23 protein-coding genes are annotated in these 20,953 nt (G+C 65.4%); 10 read left to right on the top strand and 13 right to left on the bottom strand.

Annotated features, from left to right (window positions below; all coding sequences use genetic code 11):
* Positions 1-60: 60 nt before the first annotated feature.
* From NDI85_RS03460 to NDI85_RS03440, 5 genes are all read right to left on the bottom strand, one after another.
* Positions 61-885, bottom strand: a complete 825-nt coding sequence (locus tag NDI85_RS03460; RefSeq protein WP_188994593.1) for a nucleoside phosphorylase — start codon at positions 883-885, stop codon at positions 61-63.
* Positions 882-1,268 carry a cytidine deaminase gene (gene cdd, locus NDI85_RS03455; RefSeq protein ID WP_188994595.1) on the bottom strand — a complete coding sequence of 129 codons (387 nt, stop codon included), beginning with the start codon at positions 1,266-1,268 and terminating at the stop codon, positions 882-884. Before cdd ends, NDI85_RS03460 begins: the two co-directional genes overlap by 4 nt.
* A gap of 45 nt (positions 1,269-1,313) precedes the next feature.
* Positions 1,314-2,675, bottom strand: a complete 1,362-nt coding sequence (locus NDI85_RS03450) for a phosphomannomutase (RefSeq protein WP_310914923.1) — start codon at positions 2,673-2,675, stop codon at positions 1,314-1,316.
* Positions 2,676-2,754: 79 nt separating this feature from the next.
* Positions 2,755-3,471, bottom strand: coding sequence for an archaeal proteasome endopeptidase complex subunit beta (gene psmB, locus NDI85_RS03445; protein ID WP_188994599.1), 717 nt, complete (start codon positions 3,469-3,471; stop codon positions 2,755-2,757).
* Between the two features lie 86 nt (positions 3,472-3,557).
* Positions 3,558-3,728: a hypothetical protein gene (locus tag NDI85_RS03440; protein WP_166969690.1), complete on the bottom strand. Its 171-nt coding sequence runs from the start codon at positions 3,726-3,728 to the stop codon at positions 3,558-3,560.
* A gap of 275 nt (positions 3,729-4,003) precedes the next feature.
* Here NDI85_RS03440 and NDI85_RS03435 point away from each other — a divergent pair, with 275 nt between their 5' ends.
* The 3 genes from NDI85_RS03435 (at position 4,004) to NDI85_RS03425 (ending at position 5,261) form a co-directional block, all read left to right on the top strand.
* Positions 4,004-4,372, top strand: a complete 369-nt coding sequence (locus NDI85_RS03435) for a DUF555 domain-containing protein (RefSeq protein ID WP_166969692.1) — start codon at positions 4,004-4,006, stop codon at positions 4,370-4,372.
* 51 nt (positions 4,373-4,423) lie between these two features.
* Positions 4,424-4,966, top strand: coding sequence for a CBS domain-containing protein (locus NDI85_RS03430; protein WP_166969694.1), 543 nt, complete (start codon positions 4,424-4,426; stop codon positions 4,964-4,966).
* Positions 4,967-5,114: 148 nt separating this feature from the next.
* A complete protein-coding gene (locus tag NDI85_RS03425) occupies positions 5,115-5,261 on the top strand; it encodes a hypothetical protein (protein ID WP_166969696.1) in 147 nt (48 codons plus the stop codon).
* Positions 5,262-5,509: 248 nt separating this feature from the next.
* On the opposite strand, the gene purM is transcribed toward NDI85_RS03425, so the two are convergent.
* The 3 genes from purM to NDI85_RS03405 are packed head-to-tail and all read right to left on the bottom strand — an operon-like array spanning position 5,510 to position 8,720.
* The gene (purM, locus tag NDI85_RS03415) at positions 5,510-6,517 is read right to left on the bottom strand and encodes a phosphoribosylformylglycinamidine cyclo-ligase (protein ID WP_188994601.1); all 1,008 of its coding nucleotides are present in this window, start codon (positions 6,515-6,517) and stop codon (positions 5,510-5,512) included.
* 47 nt (positions 6,518-6,564) lie between these two features.
* Positions 6,565-7,197: a metalloprotease gene (locus NDI85_RS03410; RefSeq protein WP_188994603.1), complete on the bottom strand. Its 633-nt coding sequence runs from the start codon at positions 7,195-7,197 to the stop codon at positions 6,565-6,567.
* Complete coding sequence (locus NDI85_RS03405) at positions 7,194-8,720, bottom strand: TraB/GumN family protein (protein WP_188994605.1); 1,527 nt, start codon at positions 8,718-8,720, stop codon at positions 7,194-7,196. The genes NDI85_RS03410 and NDI85_RS03405 overlap by 4 nt, the downstream gene beginning before the upstream one ends.
* 252 nt (positions 8,721-8,972) lie before the next feature.
* Here NDI85_RS03405 and NDI85_RS03400 point away from each other — a divergent pair, with 252 nt between their 5' ends.
* Genes NDI85_RS03400 through NDI85_RS03390 form a run of 3 tightly spaced genes read left to right on the top strand, consistent with a single transcriptional unit; the run spans position 8,973 to position 10,223 of the window.
* Entirely contained in the window at positions 8,973-9,248 is a 276-nt protein-coding gene (locus NDI85_RS03400; RefSeq protein ID WP_166969704.1) for a PadR family transcriptional regulator, read from the top strand.
* 50 nt (positions 9,249-9,298) lie between these two features.
* Positions 9,299-9,736, top strand: a complete 438-nt coding sequence (locus tag NDI85_RS03395; RefSeq protein ID WP_188994607.1) for an acyl-CoA thioesterase — start codon at positions 9,299-9,301, stop codon at positions 9,734-9,736.
* Between the two features lie 31 nt (positions 9,737-9,767).
* A complete protein-coding gene (locus tag NDI85_RS03390) occupies positions 9,768-10,223 on the top strand; it encodes a hypothetical protein (RefSeq protein WP_310914922.1) in 456 nt (151 codons plus the stop codon).
* Here the strand turns inward: NDI85_RS03390 and NDI85_RS03385 are convergent.
* Positions 10,220-10,771, bottom strand: coding sequence for a class I SAM-dependent methyltransferase (locus tag NDI85_RS03385; protein WP_310914920.1), 552 nt, complete (start codon positions 10,769-10,771; stop codon positions 10,220-10,222). The two genes, NDI85_RS03390 and NDI85_RS03385, sit on opposite strands and share 4 nt — an antisense overlap.
* Before the next feature lie 87 nt (positions 10,772-10,858).
* Here NDI85_RS03385 and NDI85_RS03380 point away from each other — a divergent pair, with 87 nt between their 5' ends.
* Both NDI85_RS03380 and cutA read left to right on the top strand, forming a co-directional pair.
* On the top strand, positions 10,859-11,038 hold the full coding sequence (locus NDI85_RS03380) for an HEWD family protein (protein ID WP_166969713.1): 180 nt from the start codon (positions 10,859-10,861) through the stop codon (positions 11,036-11,038).
* 41 nt (positions 11,039-11,079) lie between these two features.
* Entirely contained in the window at positions 11,080-11,397 is a 318-nt protein-coding gene (cutA, locus tag NDI85_RS03375; RefSeq protein ID WP_310914919.1) for a divalent-cation tolerance protein CutA, read from the top strand.
* 13 nt (positions 11,398-11,410) lie between these two features.
* On the opposite strand, the gene NDI85_RS03370 is transcribed toward cutA, so the two are convergent.
* On the bottom strand, positions 11,411-14,467 hold the full coding sequence (locus tag NDI85_RS03370; RefSeq protein WP_310914918.1) for an oligosaccharyl transferase, archaeosortase A system-associated: 3,057 nt from the start codon (positions 14,465-14,467) through the stop codon (positions 11,411-11,413).
* Positions 14,468-14,563: 96 nt separating this feature from the next.
* Between NDI85_RS03370 and aglG the strand changes: the two genes are divergently transcribed.
* Positions 14,564-15,502, top strand: coding sequence for a glucosyl-dolichyl phosphate glucuronosyltransferase (gene aglG / locus NDI85_RS03365; protein ID WP_310914917.1), 939 nt, complete (start codon positions 14,564-14,566; stop codon positions 15,500-15,502).
* Positions 15,503-15,506: 4 nt separating this feature from the next.
* Positions 15,507-16,652, top strand: coding sequence for a glycosyltransferase family 4 protein (locus NDI85_RS03360; RefSeq protein ID WP_188994619.1), 1,146 nt, complete (start codon positions 15,507-15,509; stop codon positions 16,650-16,652).
* On the opposite strand, the gene NDI85_RS03355 is transcribed toward NDI85_RS03360, so the two are convergent.
* From NDI85_RS03355 to NDI85_RS03345, 3 genes are read right to left on the bottom strand one after another with little or no spacing between them, the layout of a single operon-like run.
* On the bottom strand, positions 16,653-18,011 hold the full coding sequence (locus NDI85_RS03355) for a sulfatase (protein WP_188994621.1): 1,359 nt from the start codon (positions 18,009-18,011) through the stop codon (positions 16,653-16,655).
* A 54-nt stretch (positions 18,012-18,065) separates the two neighbouring features.
* Positions 18,066-19,505: an oligosaccharide flippase family protein gene (locus NDI85_RS03350; protein ID WP_188994623.1), complete on the bottom strand. Its 1,440-nt coding sequence runs from the start codon at positions 19,503-19,505 to the stop codon at positions 18,066-18,068.
* The gene (locus NDI85_RS03345; protein WP_310914913.1) at positions 19,505-20,926 is read right to left on the bottom strand and encodes a sulfatase; all 1,422 of its coding nucleotides are present in this window, start codon (positions 20,924-20,926) and stop codon (positions 19,505-19,507) included. The genes NDI85_RS03350 and NDI85_RS03345 overlap by 1 nt, the downstream gene beginning before the upstream one ends.
* Positions 20,927-20,953 lie beyond the last annotated feature (27 nt).

Below are 20,953 nucleotides of genomic sequence, written 5' to 3'. Positions count from 1 at the left end.
GTCGTACCAGCGGGCTCGAAAATGAGCGTTCGGGTAGCGTGCGAACGCGTACCACCGGGGCTACCGCTCGATAGAGAGACCGGCGTGCCACCCGTCGGCGTCCGCTTCTTCGACGGCCTCGTCCATCCGTTCGAGGTAGGTGACGGCGAGACTCGCACACTTCGTCGCTTTGCGCTCGCCTTCGGTTCGGAACTCCCCCGTCTCGCGGTTGGCGTAGACCGTACAGACAGCGCCGGCCCGGAGGCCGTAGATGCTGGCGAGTGTGAGGATGCTCGCCGCCTCCATCTCGAAGTTGACGACGCCGGCCTGCCGGAGTTCGTCGAGTTTGGCGTCGCTGTCGCGGGCCTCGAAGCCGTCGAACCCGGGGCGTGACTGGCCGGCGTAGAAGCTGTCGGTCGAGCAGGTGACGCCGAGGTGGTAGTCGTAGCCCAGTTCCTCGGCGGCGGCGACCAGCGCCGAGACGACGCGGTGGTCGGCGCTCGCGGGGTAGTCCTCGCGGACGTACTCCTTGCTCGTTCCCTCTTGTCTGACGGCACCCGTGGTGATGACCAAATCCCCGACGCTGGCCTCCGGTTGGATGCTCCCACAGGACCCGACCCGAAGCAGGGTGTCGACGCCGACGCGAGCCAGTTCCTCGACGGCGATAGCCGCCGACGGCGACCCGATACCGGTCGAAGTCACGGAGATGGGCGTCCCGTCGTGCGTTCCGGTCGCGGTCCGGTACTCCCGGTGCTCGCCGGTCACCTCGTAGTCGTCCCAGTCGGCGACGACCTTCTCGACGCGTTCCGGGTTGCCCGGTAAGAGCACGCTGTCTGCCACGTCGTCGGGACCGACGGCGAGGTGGTACTGCTCGTCGTCGTTCGGGTCCTCGCTGTCGCCCGTCATCTGTCGAGGTGGCCCGGGGTAATCGTCGTCGGGAGCAGTTCACCCAACGTGTACTCCGCCCCCGCCTCGCCGTCGGTGTAGATAGGCAGGTCGTCGTCACAGAACTCCGCGAGCGTCTGTCGGCACATCCCGCAGGGAGTCACGCCGTCGCGCTTGTCCGAGGAGACGGCGAGACGGGTGAACTCGCGGTGGCCGTCCCTGACCGCCGACCCGATAGCCACCTCCTCGGCGTGGAGGCTGTTGCTGTAGTTCGCGTTCTCGATGTTACACCCGGTGTAGACGGTGCCGTCTACCGTCTCGATGGCGGCGCCGACGCGGTACTCCGAGTACGGGGCGTAGGAGGCCTCGACCGCCTCTCGCGCTGCGTCCATCAGGTCGTCCATACCGACGGGTCGGGTGGCCCGGGCAAATAGCCACCGGCGGCGCGCTCACTCCGCCGACACGGCATCGACGGCCGACGCGACGACGTCCCGAACCTCGTCGACGAGCGTGTCGACGTCGTCGCTCTCGGCGTAGATGCGGACGTACGGTTCGGTACCGCTCGGGCGAACGAGCGTCCAGGAGTCGTCGGGGAAAGTGAGGCGGACGCCGTACTCCGTCGACACCTCGGCGTCCGGCAAGGCGTCGGGCAGCGTCTGGCCCAGCGTCGCCATCGCTTCGGCCTTGCGTTCGTCGGGGCACTCCACGCTCACCTTTCGGTACGGGCGCTCGGTGACTGTTGCTCTGCGCTCCGTGAGGTCCTCGGCGGCGAACAGTCGAGTGAGTACGGCCGCGCTGGCGACGCCGTCTATCCACCCGCTGAACGCGGTGTGGATGTGCTTCCAGGGCTCCGCCGCGAAGACGACGGCCGTCTCCGCATCGCCGGCCGCCCGCTCTCGTGCGACGCCTTCGTGGAGTGCACCGAGGTGGACTCGCTCGACGCGGCCGCCGGCGTCCGCGACGCGTTCGTCGATGCGGCCCGACGCGTTCGGCGTGGTGACCACGACGGGGTCGGCAGCCGCCGAGTCCCGCGTGTAGTGTTCGGCCAGTATCGCCAGGATCGTGTCCTCGTGGACCACGTCGCCGTCGCCGTCGACGACGACGATGCGGTCGGCGTCCCCGTCGTGACCGATGCCGAACGCGGCGTCCGTCGCGCCGACGAACGACCGGAAGTTCGCGAGTGACTCCGGCGTCGGTTTGCTCTCGCGGCCGGGGAAGTAGCCGTCGACGTTGGCCTCCGTCGCGACCACGTTCGCACCGAGTTCCCGGAGCACCTGTGGCGTCGCGACGCCCGCCATCCCGTTGCCACAGTCCACGGCGACGGTCAGTCCGTCGGGCGCCGCTCCGTGGCCGCGGGCGAACTCGGCTACGGCGGTTCGGTACGCCGGCAGGACGTCGGCCGCTGTCGACCGCCCCCACTCGCCCCACTGAGCAGCGCTCTCCGCCGCGTCGACCCGGCGTTCGATAGCGCCCTCCGTGTCGCCGTCGTACTCCTCGCCGTCGTCGAACAGTTTGATACCGTTGTCACTCGGCGGGTTGTGGCTCGCGGTCACCATCACTCCCCGGCGGCCTCGCGACGCGTAGGCCAGCGCCGGCGTCGGGACCGCTCCGAGACGGACCACGTCTGCACCAGCACTCGCCAGTCCCGACGCGAGTGCGTCGGCGAGCGCCGGTGAACTCACCCGTCCATCGTGTCCGAGGGCGAACTCGTCGGCGTCTCGCCCCGCGGCCCGGCCCACCGCGAGGGCGAGTTCGGGCGTCACTCGCTCGACGACGTCACCTCGGATTCCGGCGGTCCCGAACAGCTCCATATCGGTCACTGCGTCCGGTCCGTGTATAGTTCTCCCGCTCTCTGACGGCCGCCGGGCCTCGAGAAAGGAACGGGTGCGTCTAGAGGAGTTCGTCGAAGTCGTAGCCCTGAATGTCGACGCCCTCGCTGGTCACGTCGGCGAGGAAGATGCCGTTGCCGGAGCCAGTGTCGCGCTCTGCGGCGGCCTTGATGGACGCGGCGGCCACTTCGCGGGCTTCCTCGTTGGTCATGTCGTCCTCGTAACGGTCTTCGAGCGTCCCGTAGGCGACGGTGAGGCCCGATCCGGTGACGGTGTAGTCGTCTTTCATGACGCCACCGGCCGGGTCGATAGAGTAGACGTGGTGGCCGTCGTCGTCGACGCCGCCGAGGATGGGGTTGATAGCGAAGAACGGACCGCCGCGGGCGAAGTTACCCGCGAGCGTCGAGAGCGCCTGCATGCTCATGTCCTCGCCACGGCGGGCCTCATAGAGGTTGACTTCGGCACGGAGCGACCGGATGAACGACTGCGCGCCGCCGACGCTGCCGACGAGGGTGAGCGCGGCGTTGGGGTGAATCTGCTCTACCTTCTGGACGTTCTTGTTGGAGACGAAGCGGCCGCCGAGGGACGCGCGCATGTCCGTCGCGATGACGACGCCTTCGCTCGTCGAGATGCCGATGGTAGTCGTCCCCGTCTTGTTGACCTTCTCCTCGTCCTGCCCGGACTGCTGGGGCAAGGAGCCGACCTCCGGTTCGTAGGGGTCGGTCTGGAACTCGTCTGCCGTCGGGGGGCGTGAGAAGTCGGGAGTCGTGTCTCTCATTACCGCCCGATACCACTCCGCCGCTGATAAAACCTCTTTTTGTGGTGAGGCTGACCGCCTCCGAGGGCCACCGTCACCGAGTACGCTTACGCGCTCGCCCGTTCGTACGCGTCGTTGAGCCCCTCCACGGCCCGGTCGATCGGGAGGCTGAGTCCGACCCGTTCGGTGACCATCGCGACCGGCAGCAGCAGGATGCCGGCTATCAGCGCGAGTTGATACAGTGCGAGCAGCGTTGCGGTGTACAGTCGGGATTCCATCGTCCCTCGCCAAATGGCAGGTAGCAGCCGATATATAACTCTTCGGACCAACTCACGAGGCCGTCGTATCGTTCGTGACAGACCGATGGGCCGCAGTATGGCGATTAAAGCCAACTTGTACGAGAGGCAACTATATGTGGTCGAATCGACCGGTCGACCGTAACAGGTGCGTTGGAACGACTCGACGTTCGCATAACTTATCGCGATAGTAACGGTGAGGTGCGCGCCGAGCGCGAACCAAAACTACCGAATAGTCGGGTCGCCTGAGTACGTGTATGAACTACCTCGTTGCGATGGAAGCAGCCTGGCTGGTCCGTGACGTAGACGACATCGACGACGCCATCGGCGTCGCGGTGAGCGAAGCAGGAAAGCGCCTCAACGAGGCAGAGATGGACTACGTCGAGGTGGAGGTGGGTGCGACTGGCTGTCCCGCCTGCGGCGAACCGTTCGACTCCGCGTTCATCGCCGCCGACACCGCGCTCGTCGGGTTGGTGCTCGAGATGGACGTGTTCAACGCCGAGTCCATGGAGCACGCCCAGCGCATCGCGAAGAGCGAAATCGGTGGCGCGCTCCGTGACGTCCCGCTGAAGGTCATCGAAGTGTTCGAGACCGAGGAAGGCGACGAGAGCGAAGCCGAGGCCTGATCGGGTCGGAGAGGCGGTGGCTTTTTGTATAACCTCTAGTTATAGCAGTGCATGGAGTTACCGACGCCCGAGGACTTGCGGGAACGGCGCAACGAACTGGAGTTGACCCAGAGCGAACTCGCCGAGCGAGCGGACGTCTCGCAACCGCTCATCGCACGCATCGAAGGCGAAGACGTCGACCCGCGACTGTCGACCCTGCGGCGCATCGTCAACGCACTCGACGAGGCCGAAGGCGGCATCGTCAGAGCGCGTGACGTGATGAACTCGCCGGTGGTCAGCGTCGAACCCGACGACTCCGTCCACGAGAGCAAGCAATTGATGGACGAGAAGGGGTACTCGCAGGTCCCGGTCATCCGCGACGGGTCTCCGCAAGGCCTCATCGGCAACTCCGACATCCGCCAGCGACCCGAGGAGAACGTCGGCGACCTCCCCGTCGCCGAGGTGATGCACGAGTCTATCGCCACGGTGGAACCAGACGCGACTATCGACGAGGTGGACGCCTATCTCAACCACAACGCCGCCGTGATGGTCGTCGAGGACGGCGAGACGGTCGGTGTCATCACGGAAGCCGATATCGCCCGTACGGTTAGCTGATGACTGCCGAGTCGGCCGCGTTTTGCGCTCCATCGCGACCCTGAAACCCCGTCTGGTGAGATTATACGGCGCCTAAGAACGGTGTACGTCGGTAAAACGGTCGTACCATTATATGTCTATGCTGGCTGCACTCACGAGCAACACACCCATGGAACCAACGCAGGACGCCCTCGATTCGCATCTCGAAGCGGCGCTCGAAGCGGCCGACGACGACACTACTCGGTACCACCTCCGACAAGCGCTCCAGTTACGCATCGCAGAGAAAGAGACGGATTCCGACCGTATCTCGGTCTAAGTAGTCACTCGCTCAGTTCCAGTCCGCGCACGGCGACGACGCCGTCGCCGTCCTCGACATGGCCGATGACCCGCGCGTCCTCGGAGGCGTCGACGACCGCTTCGGCGTCGCTCTCCGGCAGTGCCGCGACGAACCCGATGCCGCATCCACCTTTTTCGTCGTCGGGGCGCGCTCACTCCGTTCGCGACCCGCTCCTCGAAAAACGTGGGCGAAAAAAACGGCCCCTCGATACCTCGGGGCCGAACGAATTATTCCCGCAGTTCCAGTCCTCGCACGGCGACGACGCCGTCTCCTTCCTCGACGTGGCCGATTACCTGTGCATCCTCAGATGCCTCGACGACTTCCTCAGCGTCCGCTTCGGGGAGCGCAGCGACGAACCCCGTTCCCATGTTGAACGTCCGGTGCATCTCCTCGTCGCCGACGTTCCCCGCCTCCTGTACGAACTCGAAGACCGCTTGCGGGTCGAACGGGTCCGTAATCTCGAAGTGCAGGTCGCCCATCCGCGCGAGGTTGGTCCAGCCACCGCCGGTGACGTGGGCCGCCGCGTGCGTCTCTGCGTCCCGAAGCGGACCCAGTACCTCGCTGTAGATGCGCGTCGGCGTCAGCAGTTCCTCGGCGATGGTCACCTCCGGGTTCGGCGGGAACGCGTCGGTGTACTCGTGATTTCGCGTCACGGCCTCTCGGGCGAGTGTCAGCCCGTTCGAGTGGATGCCAGAGGAGGGCCACCCGACGAGTACGTCGCCGACCTCGGCTTCGCCGGGGAAGACGGCGTCTTTCGGTGCGAGACCGGCACAGGTGCCGGCGATGTCCAGCCCTTTGATGACGTCTGGCATCACCGCCGTCTCGCCGCCGACGAGGGCGACGCCTGCCCGTTTCGCTCCCTCTCGGAGGCCCGCGCCGATCTCCTCGCTGGTCTCCTCGTCGGGGTTCTCGACGGCGAGGTAGTCGACGAACGCCACCGGTTCGACGCCGGCCGCAAGCAGGTCGTTCGCGTTCATCGCCATGCAGTCGATGCCGATGGTGGAGTAGTCGCCGATGGCCTCGGCGACGAGTAGTTTCGTCCCGACGCCGTCGGTGGCCAGCGCGAGGTACTGGTCGCCGATGTCGACGAGGCCGGCGTAGTCGCCTTCGAACTCGCCGGCGGCACCGATGAGCGCCTTCGTCGCGGCCTCGCTCGCGTCGATGTCGACGCCCGTCTCGGCGTAGGTCAGTCCCTCGCTCTCCGAATCGTCGCCCTCGCTCGCGTCGTCGGTCATATCCGAGAGGGTGCGTGGGTCGGGCAAAAGACCATCGTTCCCCGCTTTCAGAGGAGGACGAGCGCACCGACGCCGAGTAGCACCGACGGGATGGCAACCGCAAAGAAGACGACGTTGCTCCACGCGCGGACTTTCCGTCCGTCGAGCGGTCCGAACGGGAGCATGTTGAACCCTGCGAGCAGGAGATTGATCTGGAGGCCGCGGCGGGCGATTTCCCAGACGATACCTCCGGTGTACCCGAAGAAGGCGACGGCAAACGGCACCACGAACACGACGGCGAGAAGGATGTTCGTCACCGGTCCGGCCAAGGCGATGAGGCCGTTCTCTCGCTTCGAGATGCGGCCACGGTGGACGACGGCACCGGGTGCCGCAAAGAGGAATCCGACGAGGGCACCGACGATAGCGAACCCGAGCATCCGGTAGTCGGCTTTGAACGCCGCGACCTGTCCGAACCTGACTGCGACGACCTTGTGGGCGAGTTCGTGCAGGAGGAAGCCGACGCCGACGGTCAACAGGGAGACGACGAGCGTCTGGGAGACGCCCGAAAGCGTCAGTCCGCCGACTTGCCCGAGCAGTGCGGACCGTAACTCGCGTTCTAAGAGGAGCGTGAAGGCCACTCCGAGCGCGAGCCACGCTATCAGGAGGTCCTGCACCTCGTCCCGACTGAACGTGAGGTTCATACCACGAGCCCCCAGACGAGGTCGGCGCTGTTCTGTGCGCCCTCGACCATCTTCGAGACGACCCAGGCCATGTCGCGGTCCTGCGTGGCCAGATACGGCAACGCCACGACGGGGAACGCGAAACTCGCTATCATACTCCCGACGTTGGTCATGGCGACGATGAGGATGAGTCGGAACAGCGGGACGGCCCGCAGGCGCTTGACGAGGTCCAGAATCGGAGCCTCCTCGTCGGCGAGGATCTCGTTGAGTTTGCCGATGTCGCCGACGTTGACCGAGATGTAGCGCAACTCGACGTACCCGGCGAACCATCCGGGCGCTAAGAGCGGGTTGACGCTGGTCATCCACGCGATGCCGCCGCCGACGAGCGAACTGCTCCAGTGAGCGCCCGCGAGTCGAGCGAGGCCCGCGGCGGCGATGCCGTTCATGAGGAACCACGCGGCGAAGACCTGCAGGAGGAAGGTATCGCGCACGCCCGCCATCGCCAGCAACACGAAGAAGGCCAGAAAGCCCAGCGTGATGAGGTAGCCGACGAGTTTGTACAGCGAGAACCGACTGCCGGTCTCTTTCCCGGTGAGGGAGTCGAGCGGCGGGAGTTCCTCGGGGTGTTCGAGGTAGCGCTCGATGCCGGCCCGATGGCCCGCGCCGACGACGGCCACCACGTCGTAGCCCGCCTCACGGAGGCCGACCAGACGGTGGGCGATGTAGGCGTCTCGCTCGTCGATGAGCGCCTCCGCGCCGCCGGGGGAGAACCGACGGAACTCCTCCATCATCGCGCCGACGACGTCGGTGTCGGTCAGTTCTTCCAGATCGAACGCCTCGACGTCCTCGCCGCCGGCCCTGATTCGGGTCAGCAGCGCCGCAATCGGCAACCCGACGAGTGACGTGACGACGACGCCGACGAGGACTGCGTCCAGGACGCCCACGACGGTGCCACCGATGGCCCCGGCGAGGATGCCGGCGGGGACGATGAACGGGCCGCCGAGCGTCGTCGCGAGGACGGCACCGAGCAAGCCGAAGACGGACCCGACGGTGAAGCCGACGGTGAGCGGCGGTCCGAGTTCGGCCAACAGGCTCCCGACGAGCGTGAGTTTCTCGCGGAGCGTCAGCCGGGCCCAGAACCGCTGGACGGTGGTCTGGATGTCTCGGTCGACCAGTGCGACCCCCAAACCCAGTTCCTCGGCGGTGTCGATAGCCGCCTTCATGTCCGCGCCGGGTTCGATGTCGAATCGCTCGCCGAGCCGCGTCTGCACGTACGACAGCATCCAGTAGGCGAGAAACTGGAAGACGGTGTTCCCACGGAGGAGGTCGCTCGCGTCGAGATCGTCGGGCGTCTCGCCCTTCATCTGCTGGTAGCGGCCTTCGTCCAGTTCGACGGCCACCATGTCCGGCCGTCGTTCCGCTATCGTCGACTGGACCTCTTCGACGCTGTGTTCAGAGACGTGCGCCGTCCCGACGACGGTGACGGATCCGTCACCGGACTGGTCCGGCGGGTCGTCCCCCGCCGACGCCGCGTGTTCGGTCATCACCCGCGTTACACAGTCGCTTCCTTTACCCTTGTCGGGTCACCGAGGGGACCGCACGACCGGGGCCATCGAATGTAGCTGTAGAAACAGATATGCAAACGACACATCTCAACTATCTATGAGTTCTTTGGTAACTTCCGACGACATCTTGCGTGTAAATACCCGACACGAGCGACTTACTTGATAGTAATCTACTCACTCTTTAATCAGCAATAATGATACGTCTCGGGTTCGACTAAACTATCGGGAAACATGCACGACTTGACTGGGTTTCAGCGCGACTTGCTGTACGTGATTGCAGGACTGGACGAACCGCACGGCCTCGCGATCAAAGACGAACTCGAAGACTACTACGAGAGCGAGGTCAACCACGGCCGACTCTACCCCAACCTCGATACGCTCGTAGAGAAGGGGCTCGTAGAGAAGGGCGAACGCGACCGACGGACGAACTTCTATACACTGACACGCCGTGGCCAGCGCGAACTCGACGCCCGACAGGACTGGGAGTCGCAGTACGTCACGGCCTGAGAACTGGTGGACGCCGGTACACTGAACTGACTGGGCAGGGGACAGTTCGTATGGTCGACCTTCTAGAGACGCGTCTGGAGAACCGCTGGATGGTCCAGCCGAACCACGCCAACCACCTCGGCACCACGCACGGCGGGAACGTGCTAAAGTGGATGGACGAACTGGGGGCGATGGCCGCGATGCGCTTCGCCGGCGAGAGCTGTGTCACCGCCCGTATGGACCAAGTCAACTTCAAGCGGCCGATTCCAGTCGGTGACACGGCCGTCGTCGAAGCGTACGTCTACGACGCCGGAACGACGAGTATCAAGACTCGTCTGAAAGCGGCCCGTGAGAACCCTCGGACCGGCGAGCGCGAACCGACGACCGAGTCCTACTCTGTCTACGTCGCGGTCGACGACGACGGCGACCCACGTCCCGTTCCCGACTTGACGGTGGACTCGGAGCGCGGTCGGGAGCTACGGTCGGCCGCCCTCGACGGCGAGCGTTGACGTTTATCCCCCTCCGTGTCGAAGACGGCCTATGGCACTGGACGTACCAGTCCCCGACCGCCCGGCGCTCTCCGGTTCGGTGGACACGGCGGACTACGAGGACGTGGAGGTACAGGGAGACGAGTACCGGCGTGACGAACTGGCAGAGGTACTGGACGAGGGCGCGTGGGCCGACGCGTTCGAACGCTGGACGGCCGACACCTCGCTGGACGAATCGGCCTGGGACATCGTCACGGACCTCGACCTGATAGCGGAGTTCGACTTCTTCTGGGACTCCTTTGCGGGCCGTGTCGGCTATCACGCCCCGGGCCTGCCCGAGAACTGGCGCGAGCGAGAGGTTCATCCGGACATCGAATCGTGGGAGACGGTGTCCTCTATCAATGCGGGACTCACGGAACTCGGACAGGTCGTCTGTGACGTCATCAAAGACGAGTACGTCGACTGGGAACCCGACGAGGTCGACGCCGGCGACCTCCCCGACTTCTAGATCGACCCTTCGAGGACGAACGTCTCGCGACGGTCCTCGGAACGGTGGACCTCGATACCGACGGCCTCGCACATCTCGGCGGCGTCGGCCGCGGCGTACCGTTCGTCGACCGGCGGGCCGTCCGCACCGGCCCCGGCCCGCGTCCAGTCTGCGAACCCGACCCGGCCGCCGGGTGCAAGCACGTCTGCCACGGCCTCCATCGCGGCCGGCGTCGCGAACTCGTGGAACGTCATCGTCGAGACGACGGCGTCGACCGGTCCTTCGACCGGCATCGACTCGACGTCACCGGTGACCGGGACCACGTTGTCGGGCATCCCCTTCTCGCGGTACAGGTCGTGCATCTCCTCTTGAACGTCCAGCGCGTACACTGTCCCCGCGGCGGCGGCCACGTCGTCCGTGTAGAACCCGGTCCCGCTCCCGAGGTCCACGACCACGTCGTCGGGACCGGGGTCGAACAGCGCGAGTAACTCGTCGACGGAGACGTACTCGTAGCGACTCGGGTCTTCGAGTTCCTCGGCACGGTCGACGTCGAAGGTGTGGAATCCCATCTGGTCGTCGTAGTAGACCGAGCGTCAAAACACTCACCCCTGTACGGGACCGGCACGCTGATAACCGCTCACGTACATCCCTCGGGTATGGTAGCTATCGTCTCGCCCAGCGAACGGGAGTGTGAACGCTGTGGCCGACGTGACGTATGGGACGAGGACATGAACACCTGGCGCATCAGCGTCGAAGACGGCGAAAAGCGCTCGGGCAATCCCCACTGCCTCCACGAGTGGGACATCAACGGCACGTTCAATCCGCTCGCGGAGTAACCGACCGAACGTTCTTCCCGGCGGCGACAATCCGTGAGTGTATGCCGACTGCGTTCATCACTGCACCGCCAGACACCGCGAGTGACCTCGCCAGAACACTGGTCGACGACGGCCTCGCGGCCTGTGTCAACCGAGTCGACTGTACGTCTGTCTACCGATGGGACGGTGACGTACACGAAGACGACGAGGTGATACTGCTTGCGAAGACGACCGACGCGCGATATGCCGCGCTCGCCGACCGCGTCGACGAACTCCACCCGTACGAGGTGCCGTGTATCGAACGATTCGACGAGACGGCGGTGACCGAAAACTTCGGTGACTGGCGCGCTGACGCCGTCGGTTCGGACGGGGCGGAGTGAGAACGCGGAGCGGTCAGGGACGTGCCTGAACCTGTGTCGGCTCTGTGAGTGCGCCGGGCGTACTCGTGGCCGTCTCCGTACTGGTCGCCGTCGCCGTCTCGTTGGTCGACTCCCCGTTCGACGTTTCGTTCGTCGCCGTCTCGTTGGTCAGGGCGTCGTCTGTCGAGGACTCGTTGGTGGTCGTCTGGTTGTTCGGCTGGCGCTCGAAGAGCGGCGTTAGGTCCACAGTCGACGCCGTCTCGTTCTCGCCGATGACCTGTCCTTCGGAGACGGCCGTCGTCCCCGTAAACACCATCGGACTACCGTTCTGTGTTCCCCTCGCAGTCAGTTGATACTGCGAGTCAGCGCGAACACTGACGTTCGTGTACCCTTCCTCGGTCCCCCACTTATCGTAGCCGGTAGTGGAGTACGGGACCGTCATCTCGAAGTCCCCGTTCGCGTCCGTCTGGGCCTGCTGGCGGTAGACGAACGTCTCGTTGGTCTGGTGGTTGCGCATCCGGACGGACGCGGTGACCGTCGTGTTCGCGGGTCCGGTGCCTTCGATAGTCGCGCCGGGGACCCGTTCGAATATCTTCGTCCACGCGGGGTTGTTCTGACTCATCAGGTCGGCCGATGCCTCGGGCATACAGAACGTCTGCCCGTTGAGCGGCAGGGTGGTCGCGTTGGCCGAACAGGTTCCGTTCGTCGCCGGTCGGAACCGAGCACCGATGCTCTGTGACTCTACGAGCATCCCTCGGTTGTGGGAATTCGATTCGTAGGCGGAGCGCTCGCTAGAGCCGACATAGCGGTACTGCTCCATCGCGGGCACCCGTTGGCTCGGAACGGTGCCGAAGCCACCGACCTGCGCGGTGCTGTCGTTCTCGACGTAGGCGCGTGCCTGCTCCATCGTGTTGAACGACTTGATCGTTTGTCCGTCGGACGGCGGGGCACGGTACTGCTGGCCGTTCTGCTGGGCGATTCGCCAGTCGAGTACGACCGGTTTCGGTTCGACGGCGCTCCCGTGGAACTCGTAGAGTCTGACGACCGTGGTGTTGTAGTACTCCTGCGTGCGGTACTTGAATCGCTGACCCGTCTGTGGGTTGGTGTAGATAGTGCGGTAGTAGTCGGTAGCCGAGACGTTCGAGACGTCGTAGAACCGGGGCGGGGCGAAGAACTTCCCGTTGTATCCGCCGTAGACGTTCGTCATCTTCCAGTCGACGGCTACGTACCGGGTGTGTGCGTCGTCCTCGTCGATGCTCTGGAGTACGTCGTTCGCCTGACTCTCGTTGGGCGCCAACAGGAAGTTCGCGGCGCTCGTTGCCCCCTGCTGGAACGGGTTGGCGTTCGGGATGCGTTCCCCTTCGACAGTGATGAGGTGCCCGTAGTCCCACCACGACATCACGCCGTACTCACCGGGCTGGTAGTCGTAGTTGTCGCGGTTCTCGTAGGTTCCGTAGTACTCTAGACTGCCGTCGCCGCCGGTTCCGTACGCTCCTTCGGCGGGCGTGTTCTCCTGCATCCAGTCCAGGCCGTCGTTCCACCCTTGTGCTTCGCCGCCGGGTGCTGCGCTCGCGCCGACGGCGGCCGCGGACGGTGAGACGAAGACGAGCGGGCCGACGATGGTGAATATCAACACGATGACGGTGAGAACCTGATAGACTTCCACGCCGTCGTCTGCAGAGAAGTCGACCCACTTGACGACGCGGCCGACGACGAAGGCGGTCAGTGCGGCCACCGGGAACACCAGATAGACGCCGAACCGAATCTGGGTGAACGACGCCGCGAGGATGAACGCGCCCCAGACGAGCATGAGGAACTGCTCTGCGGGGGCGTCTCGGTCGAACAGTTGCTTACCGACGATGTACAGCGCCCCGGCGATAGCGACGAACAGCGCGAGCCCGTAGTATCGGTAGAGTATGCCGGGATTTCGGAGCGGCGTCGCCTCACCGACGGAAGTCTGGGTCGCCGAGGGGCTGGACGTGAATCCGACGACGCGGAGCACCTGATCGACGAAGTAGTTCAGAAGGTCCGGCGTGAGAATCGCCATCAGGACCGCGACGACGGCGATGATACCGCCGACGGTGACCGGATAGAGGTTGCGGTCGTACCCTTCCGACTCCATGTAGCGGGCGAGCCACGCCATGAAAACGGTGCCCGCACCGATAGAGAGCGCGAGCAACGGCTGGAGCAGCGAGTGGTCGGTCGCCGTAATCGAGAGCGTGTTGATGACGGCGAGTTCGAAGACGGTGACCGACCCCATCATCACGGCGCCAGCGATGGCGACGTGTTCGGGGCTCTTCCCCCGGACGAACTCGATAGTGAGCCAGAGGAGGAAGAAGACGCCGAGGATGCCGAGTAGGAGTACGGCGGGCGGCCACGTCCAGAGGTACAGCGCAATGGCCACGCCGGCGAGCACGGAGTATCCGACCGTGTCTCGGAGCGCGGCGACGTCTCGTTCGCCGAACTGCTCGTAGACTGGTTTGTCGCGCTCGGCGACGCTGATGGCCACCATCACGGCGAAGACGGCCGTCACCTGCAGGAGCCCCTCTGCGACCTGGTGGTCGTACGTGCCGACGAGGCTTCGCTGGAGGAACGTCCCGGCCGAGAGCGCGAGGACGACGACGGCCGTGACGCCCCCGAGTCGGCCGCTGAGGCGACGCCCCACGAAGTACGTCGGAATCGCCGCGATCGTCCCGAGGACGGCGGGGGCGACGAGTGCGACCATCCCGACGGTCTGTTCGGAGGGTGACCCCAGACCGACGATGAGCGCGACCGTCGCAAACACTTGGTCGAACAGCGTCCCGAACTGCCCCGAGGCGGTCCCGTTCGGGAAGTACGTCCACGGGTCGAACGGCATCGTCGCCGGCCAGTTCTCGACCACGTACATCGTCGAACGGAAGTGGTACCACGGGTCCTGCCCGCTGAACAGCACCTCGCCGTCGACGACGAAGTTCGAGACGTTTCTGACTCTGTTCCACAGCATGAACCCGAGTAGTACCAGGAGTGTGGGGATATGGTACCACTCCTGTACCCAGTCCAGGGCGGACTCGAGTTCGGGGTTGTCGTCGAGATAGCCCCGCGATTGACTCATTGGTCCGAACCACTGCCAACGCGCGCATAAGCCTTTTGACCTCTCCTCGACCGCAGGATGGAAACGCCTAACAGCACCCGTGCTGGACCTGCGTGCATGCGCGTCTCGGTCGTCCTGTGTACGCATACGATGGAACGCTACGACGACTGTCGGGCGGCGGCCGAGAGCGTCCTCGACCAGTCGTACGATAGCGTCGAACTCGTCCTCGTCTCCGACGGTGACGAGGACGTATACGAACAGTACGAGGCGGCGTTCGGTGATCGTGACGACGTTCTGACCTACTGTAACGACGAGAACGTCGGGCTGCTCGAAAGCCGGAACAACGGCGCCGAGATCGCGACCGGCGACGTGGTCGCGTTCCTCGACGACGACGCCGTCGCCGACGCGGAGTGGATCGAGAAACTCGTCGCGGCCTACGAGGCCGACGACGACCGCCTCGCGGTCGGTGGTCGGATGGTCCCCGCGTGGGTGGCCGGCAAGCCCTCGTTCCTCCCCGAGGAGTTCTACTGGCTCGTCGGCGTCACCAACCGCGGGTTCGGCCCCGACGGCGACCCCGACGAGGCCGGCGAGGTCCGCAACACGTTCGGGTCGAACATCTCGTTCCGGCGCGACGTGTTCCTCGAACTGGGCGGGTTCGAGGACGACATCGGCGGCCGGCAGGGAGAAAAGAACCTACAGGGCGGCGAAACGGAACTCTGTGCCCGGCTCCAGAGCGAGTACGACACCGGCGTCTACTACGTCCCCGACGCGCTCGTCGCACACAAGATATTCGACTACCGGACGGACCCGGGATGGCTCGTCGACCGAGCGTTCTGGCAGGGCTACTCGAAACGCGGGATGGAGGTGTTCGTCCCCGAGTCGACCGGCGCGGAGTCCGACTTCCTCCGCGACCTCCTGTTCTCGTTCGCGCCCGACCGACTCGGCGGCCTCGTCCGGTCGCCCTCGGTCGCTGGCGTCCTCCAACTGGTCTTCCTGTTCGTCCTGACCGGGGCCGTCGGTGTCGGGTACCTCTACGGGATGTACGTCTGGGGGTGAACAGATGACGGAGACAGAACTTCCCGACGTCTGTGTCGTCACGCACCCCCTCGCCGCGGCGGGGGAGAACGCCACACGGAGTCTGCTCGACATCCTCGCGGCGGTCACCAACGTGGCGCTGGTGACGGCCGACCTCCCGACGGACTCGGAGATACGCGAGCGCCGGGAACTCGTCGAACTCACGCGGAAAGGGGCCGGCGACTCGGTGGCCGTCGCCGCCGCCAGATTCCTGCTGAACCAACTGCGGATGTGTCGCGTGCTGGCAGAGCGTGACGAGGACGTCGTCCTGTTCTACGGGGCGACGTCGTACGTCCTGCCGATTGTCGCCGCTCGACTGCTCGGCAAGACGGTCCTCGTCGAACCGCGCGGCGACGTGCCGCTGACGCTCCGTCTCAACTGGGAACAGCAGATGCCAGCCCCGCTCGCCAGCGGCCTCGCGGGTCTCGTCCGCGCGCTCGAACGCGCGGGCTTTTCCGTCGCCGACGGCGTCGTCACCTACACCCCCGAGATGGCTCGGCAACTGGACCTGCACCCGGAGGCCCCGACCGTCTACCCGACCGGTGCCCGATACGTCCGTACCGACGAGTTCGCCGTCTCCCGACCCTACGAGGACCGGGAGAGAGTCGTCGGCTTTCTCGGCCGCCTCGACGAGGAGAAGGGTATCCGCGAACTGGCCGAGGTGGCGAAGCGACTCCCCGAGGACGTGACGTTCCGGTTCATCGGCGACGGCGACCTGCGGGGGTGGCTCGAAGCCGAACTCGCGGACGACATCGACGCCGGCCGCGTCGAACTCACCGGGTGGGTCGACCACGACGACGTGCCCGCGCAGTTGAACGACCTGTCCCTGCTGGTCCTCCCCTCGCAACCGACTGAGGGTCTGCCGACGACGATTCTGGAGGCGCTTGCCTGCGGGACGCCCGTGTACGCCTCGCCGGTGTCGGGCGTCCCCGACGTGGTTCGCGAGGGTGAGACGGGATTCCTCATCGACTCTCGTGACCCGGCGGCGCTCGCCGACGGCATCGAGGCCATCCTCGGCCGGGACGACTTAGCCACTGTCAGCGAGACCGGTCGGGACCTGATTGAGTCGGAGTACAGTTTCGAAGCGGCCTGCGAGCGCTACCGACAGATCCTGTTCGCGGCGTCGGCCTGACTACTCGGAGTAGCCGAGGCGGCGCAGTCGCTCTTTTACGTCTTCGTCCATGTCCGGCCGTTCGACGTCGTCGTCGGCCGTCGCACGGACGAGTTCGATGTGCTCGTCGACGCGCTTCTGGAGGCGGCGCGCCTCCGCGGGTTCGTCGTCGATGACGTTCGTCTGCTCCTCGGGGTCGGTCACGAGGTCGTACAACTCGTCGCCGCCCTCGTGTCGCCGGATGAGTTTCCATTCGTCCTCGCGGACGACGTAGTCTTCCTCGTTCTCGCCGTCGTCCCAGCCTCCGACGACGTCTGTCCGGGGGTACTCGCCGCCTTCGAGCACGCCGCGGAGGCTGTGGCCCTGCCAACTGTCGGGTCGGTCGAGACCGGCGACGTCGACGAGCGTCGGCGGGAGGTCCGTGAGGCCGACGATGTCGTCGTACTCGCCGGTCTCGCCGACGCCGGTAAAGAACAGCGGGACGTGCGTCTTCACGTCGTAGGGCTTTGCGCCGCTGAAGTAGTCGTGTTCGAGGAAGTGTTCCCCGTGGTCCGCGGTGAGGGCTGCGACGTACTCGTCGCCCCACTCCTCCTCGACGACGTCGAACAGTCGGCCGATCTCTTCGTCGTTGAACAGTATCTCCGCGTCGTAGAGGTCGATGAACGTCTGGTACTCTTCCTCGGTGACGTTCTCGGGTTCCTCGATGAACTTCCGGCGCAGTTTGATGGACTCGCGGTCGCCGATGGGTTCGTCACGGAACTCCAGTTGGTACTCCTCCGGCGGCAGGAACGGGTGGTGGACGTCCATGTAGTGGACCCACAGGAACTCGGGGTCGTCGGCGTCGCCGCCGGACCTGAGGAACTCGATGGCCTTGTCGGTTATCTCGTCTGCTGGCACGTGGTAGTTCCCGACGTTGATGCCCCCGCTGGATTCGAGGAGGTCGTACCCGCGCTGGAGGAGCGGGAAGATGGGGGTCCCTTCCAGATTGGACTTCGCGAACTTCCGGGCTTTCGTCATCGCCGACTCGTCCGGTGCCGAGTCGAAGAACTCGTCCCAGCCCCGATCGTAGCCGAACTGGGCGGAGAGATAGAGGTTCGAGTGGAAGCCGCCGGTCCGGTAGCCGGCGTCGTCGAAGACCTCCGAGACGATGGTCTGACGGTTCGAGACGCGGTCGTGGCCGCCGTACATGAGCGGCGTGACGCCGGTCAGAATCGAGGGAAACGAGAAGACGGTGCCGCCGACGTGTGCGAAGGCGTTCGTAAAGCGGGCGCCGTCCCCGGCGATGCGGTCGATGTTCGGCGTCACGTCGCGGTCGTAGCCGTGGTACCCGACGTGGTCTGCCCTGAGAGAGTCGATAGTGATGAGGAGGACGTTCTGCATGTGCCCATGTGCCCCCCTTTCGTTCGTAAGGTTTGCTATTCGACCCGTCTGCGGTCACAGAACCGGGACGAGGCCGGTCGCTTTGGTCCGCACGCGTGTGGACACCGCGAGCAACGCCGTGACGTAGACGCCGGCACCGGCCAACACGAGGAAGAGCGTCCAGAGTCGCCCGGACGGTGCCCGCCCGTGAAGCGGGACCAGTACGGCAACCATGAGCAGTGCGGCAAGCACCTCGAACGCGATCTCGCGCGTCGGGACCGACAGATCGCCGATAATCCGCCGGAGCGACCAGTAGCCGCCGACGGCGCGGAACCACGACGCGACGGCCGTCGCGACCGCCGCCCCGTACCACCCGAACTGCCAGACCAACACGACGTTCAGCACGACGTTAATCGTCACGAACGCGAGGTTGATTCGGTAGGCGACCTTCGGCTCGTCGACGGCGTTGATGACGCTGACGAACTGGCTCGCGTACACGTCAGCGCCGTAGGCCGCGATGAGTATCATGAGGATTTCGGCCCCCTTCGCGAACTCCGGCCGATAAAAGGCCAACACACGGCCGCCGATGACCGCCACGCCGAGCAACCCGGGGATGACGAACACCCCGGCAAACACCAGCCCTTCGTCGAGATAGTGCTTGATACGTTCGTAGTTCCGGTCGGTACTCAGGTCGCTCACCTCCGGGAACAGCGTCCTGCTGATGGACCCGGACACCATGCCCAGCAGCGACGCCAGCCCCCACGCCGCCTCGTAGATGCCGATGAGCGACGCAGTGACGAAAAACGAGAGGACGATGGTGTCCATCCACCCGAAGACGCGGGACCTGAGCGCCCCCATCCACGCGTAGCGAGCGAACCCGAGCAGGTCGCGAACCAGACTGAGCGGGGGTATCGTCGGCCGGACGCGGACGAGTGCGAGGCCGGCGAGGCCGACGACGAGGAGCGAGACGGCGTGGCCGAACGCCAGTCCGGCCACACCGAGTCCGAGCAGTAGCACAGCCACCTGTAGCACCGTCCTGCCCGTCCGTTCGATGGCCTGCAACCCACCCGAAGCGGCGACTCGCTTCTGTCCGTCCAGTCCCGCCATCGAACTCCGGAGGACGACGCCGCCGACGACGAGGCCCGCGATCGCCAGCGGGTGCGTCGAGAGGATGGCGACGAACTCCCGTTCGGACTGGGGCAGCGTCGCCTGTAGCACGCGACTCGCGAGCAACACGAGCGCTCCGAGGAGCACCCCGCCCGCGACGTTGATGGCGAACCCCGCAGAGAAGTACTCCCGAACTCGCTCGCCCTCGCTCATCCGCTTGCGGACCGCCGTCGAGACGGCGTTGGCCGGAATCCCCAGCCAGAAGAACCCGATGGCGACGATGATCGAATAGCTCCCGAGCCCTTCGGCCCCGAGCAGATACGCGATGACGAACGTCGCGGCGAACCCGGAGACAGAGGTGAGGACCTGCGTCCCGAAGTGCAGTATCGTCGTCTTACCGAGTCGCATCAGTCCAGGTAGCCCAGATCGGATAGCTGGCGTTGCATGGCGTCGTCGAAGGCGGCAGAGCCACCTTCCCCTACCGGGAGTCCCTCGGTCTCACGGAACTCCTCGACGACGGCCGAGAGTTCGGCGTACTCGTCCTCGAAAGCAGCACTCACGTCGGTCTCCTCGTCCGGGTAGACGACCGGCCCGTCGTGGGCGTCGGGCGCCATCGCGTAGAGCGCGTCGCTGCCGCCCTCCTCGGAGAGGTACTTGTAGTCGTGGGTCCTGACCGCGGTCAGGCGGCCGCCGAAGTACCGATCCGTCTCGAAGTCGGGGTTTCGCTCGATGTACTGCTCGAAGTCGGCCGGACCCCTGCCGGCGAACGCGTACTCCCGCGACGCCTCGCGGAGGTCGACGCCGTGTGTCCCCTGTCGGTCAGCCCCAGCGAGTCCCAAGAGCGTCTCCATGACGTCCATGTGCTGGACGATGTCGTCGGCGTCGGCCGCGAAGTCGTCGATGCCGTCGACAATCAGCGGGACGTGCAACAGCGGGTCGTCGAGGCCGATCTTGTGCGCGAACAGCCCTCGCTCGCCGAACAGTTCGCCGTGGTCGGCGGTGACGACGACGATAGTGTCCGAGAGCGGGAGCGAGCGGATGTGGTCGTACAACTGCCCGACCATGTAGTCGGTGTAGGACACCTCCGCGTCGTACATCGCGACGAGAATGTCCAGTACGTCCGGGTCGACCGACTTCGACCCGGCGACGTAGTCGGTGATGTCGGTGTGCGAGTCCATCGCTATCTCGGCGGCCGTCTCGCCGTCGACGGCTAACTCGTCTGCGAACTGGTCGCGGGTCATCCCCGGCGGGTAGTAGGGCCGGTGCGGTTCGTTGTAGTGGAGATAGAAGAAAAAGGGGTCCTCGCCCTGCAGGTCGCCGAGCCACCGCTTCGCGACGTCGTTCATCACGAACGGCGTCGCGTGCTTCCCGGTGTCTGTGGTCAGTCCCGCGGAGTGGGTCCACAGGTTGGGCGCGAACTTGAGCAGGGTTCGGAGGCCGGCCGCTCGGTGGATGTTGTGCCCGGCGATCCAGCTAAAGCGGTCGAACCCTCGGTCCAACCCCGTCGCCTCGGAGAGGTAGCTGTTACGCGAGAGACAGGCCGTCCGATACCCGGCGTCGGCGAAGCGTTCGGCCACCGTCGGGAGTTCGTCGGGCAGCCGCTCGCCGGTTATACCGACGGTGTTGTGCTGCGGGTAGGTTCCGGTCAGTATCGCGCCACTCGACGAGAGGGTGTAGTTGCCGTGGGCGAAACAGGTAGAGAAGGCTGTTCCGGACCGGGCGATGCGTTCCAGTTCCGGCGTCGTATCGCGGTCGTATCCCGCGAGTGTCGTGTGGTCCGCTCGGACCGAGTCGAGCGTTATCCAGATGACGTTCGGGCGGCGAGACATCCAATCAGCGTACCGTTCACTACCGGA

The organism is Haloarcula sp. S1AR25-4 (genome assembly GCF_031624555.1).
In the GTDB taxonomy this organism is placed as follows: Archaea; Halobacteriota; Halobacteria; order Halobacteriales; family Haloarculaceae; genus Haloarcula; species Haloarcula pellucida.
This window is presented reverse-complemented; position numbering and strand designations above follow the sequence as displayed.

What these genes read in the sequence shown, in the direction of transcription:
- NDI85_RS03460 (WP_188994593.1), bottom strand. Translation starts at nt 885, where the DNA reads ATGACGGGCGACAGCGAGGACCCGAACGACGACGAGCAGTACCACCTC.
- cdd (WP_188994595.1), bottom strand. Translation starts at nt 1,268, where the DNA reads ATGGACGACCTGATGGACGCAGCGCGAGAGGCGGTCGAGGCCTCCTAC.
- NDI85_RS03405 (WP_188994605.1), bottom strand. Translation starts at nt 8,720, where the DNA reads ATGACCGAACACGCGGCGTCGGCGGGGGACGACCCGCCGGACCAGTCC.
- NDI85_RS03400 (WP_166969704.1), top strand. Translation starts at nt 8,973, where the DNA reads ATGCACGACTTGACTGGGTTTCAGCGCGACTTGCTGTACGTGATTGCA.
- NDI85_RS03345 (WP_310914913.1), bottom strand. Translation starts at nt 20,926, where the DNA reads ATGTCTCGCCGCCCGAACGTCATCTGGATAACGCTCGACTCGGTCCGA.
- NDI85_RS03390 (WP_310914922.1), top strand. Translation starts at nt 9,768, where the DNA reads ATGGCACTGGACGTACCAGTCCCCGACCGCCCGGCGCTCTCCGGTTCG.
- NDI85_RS03395 (WP_188994607.1), top strand. Translation starts at nt 9,299, where the DNA reads ATGGTCGACCTTCTAGAGACGCGTCTGGAGAACCGCTGGATGGTCCAG.
- NDI85_RS03350 (WP_188994623.1), bottom strand. Translation starts at nt 19,505, where the DNA reads ATGCGACTCGGTAAGACGACGATACTGCACTTCGGGACGCAGGTCCTC.
- NDI85_RS03360 (WP_188994619.1), top strand. Translation starts at nt 15,507, where the DNA reads ATGACGGAGACAGAACTTCCCGACGTCTGTGTCGTCACGCACCCCCTC.
- cutA (WP_310914919.1), top strand. Translation starts at nt 11,080, where the DNA reads ATGCCGACTGCGTTCATCACTGCACCGCCAGACACCGCGAGTGACCTC.
- NDI85_RS03425 (WP_166969696.1), top strand. Translation starts at nt 5,115, where the DNA reads ATGGAACCAACGCAGGACGCCCTCGATTCGCATCTCGAAGCGGCGCTC.
- NDI85_RS03380 (WP_166969713.1), top strand. Translation starts at nt 10,859, where the DNA reads ATGGTAGCTATCGTCTCGCCCAGCGAACGGGAGTGTGAACGCTGTGGC.
- NDI85_RS03430 (WP_166969694.1), top strand. Translation starts at nt 4,424, where the DNA reads ATGGAGTTACCGACGCCCGAGGACTTGCGGGAACGGCGCAACGAACTG.
- NDI85_RS03450 (WP_310914923.1), bottom strand. Translation starts at nt 2,675, where the DNA reads ATGGAGCTGTTCGGGACCGCCGGAATCCGAGGTGACGTCGTCGAGCGA.
- purM (WP_188994601.1), bottom strand. Translation starts at nt 6,517, where the DNA reads ATGACCGACGACGCGAGCGAGGGCGACGATTCGGAGAGCGAGGGACTG.
- NDI85_RS03410 (WP_188994603.1), bottom strand. Translation starts at nt 7,197, where the DNA reads ATGAACCTCACGTTCAGTCGGGACGAGGTGCAGGACCTCCTGATAGCG.
- NDI85_RS03370 (WP_310914918.1), bottom strand. Translation starts at nt 14,467, where the DNA reads ATGAGTCAATCGCGGGGCTATCTCGACGACAACCCCGAACTCGAGTCC.
- psmB (WP_188994599.1), bottom strand. Translation starts at nt 3,471, where the DNA reads ATGAGAGACACGACTCCCGACTTCTCACGCCCCCCGACGGCAGACGAG.
- NDI85_RS03355 (WP_188994621.1), bottom strand. Translation starts at nt 18,011, where the DNA reads ATGCAGAACGTCCTCCTCATCACTATCGACTCTCTCAGGGCAGACCAC.
- NDI85_RS03385 (WP_310914920.1), bottom strand. Translation starts at nt 10,771, where the DNA reads ATGGGATTCCACACCTTCGACGTCGACCGTGCCGAGGAACTCGAAGAC.
- aglG (WP_310914917.1), top strand. Translation starts at nt 14,564, where the DNA reads ATGCGCGTCTCGGTCGTCCTGTGTACGCATACGATGGAACGCTACGAC.
- NDI85_RS03435 (WP_166969692.1), top strand. Translation starts at nt 4,004, where the DNA reads ATGAACTACCTCGTTGCGATGGAAGCAGCCTGGCTGGTCCGTGACGTA.
- NDI85_RS03440 (WP_166969690.1), bottom strand. Translation starts at nt 3,728, where the DNA reads ATGGAATCCCGACTGTACACCGCAACGCTGCTCGCACTGTATCAACTC.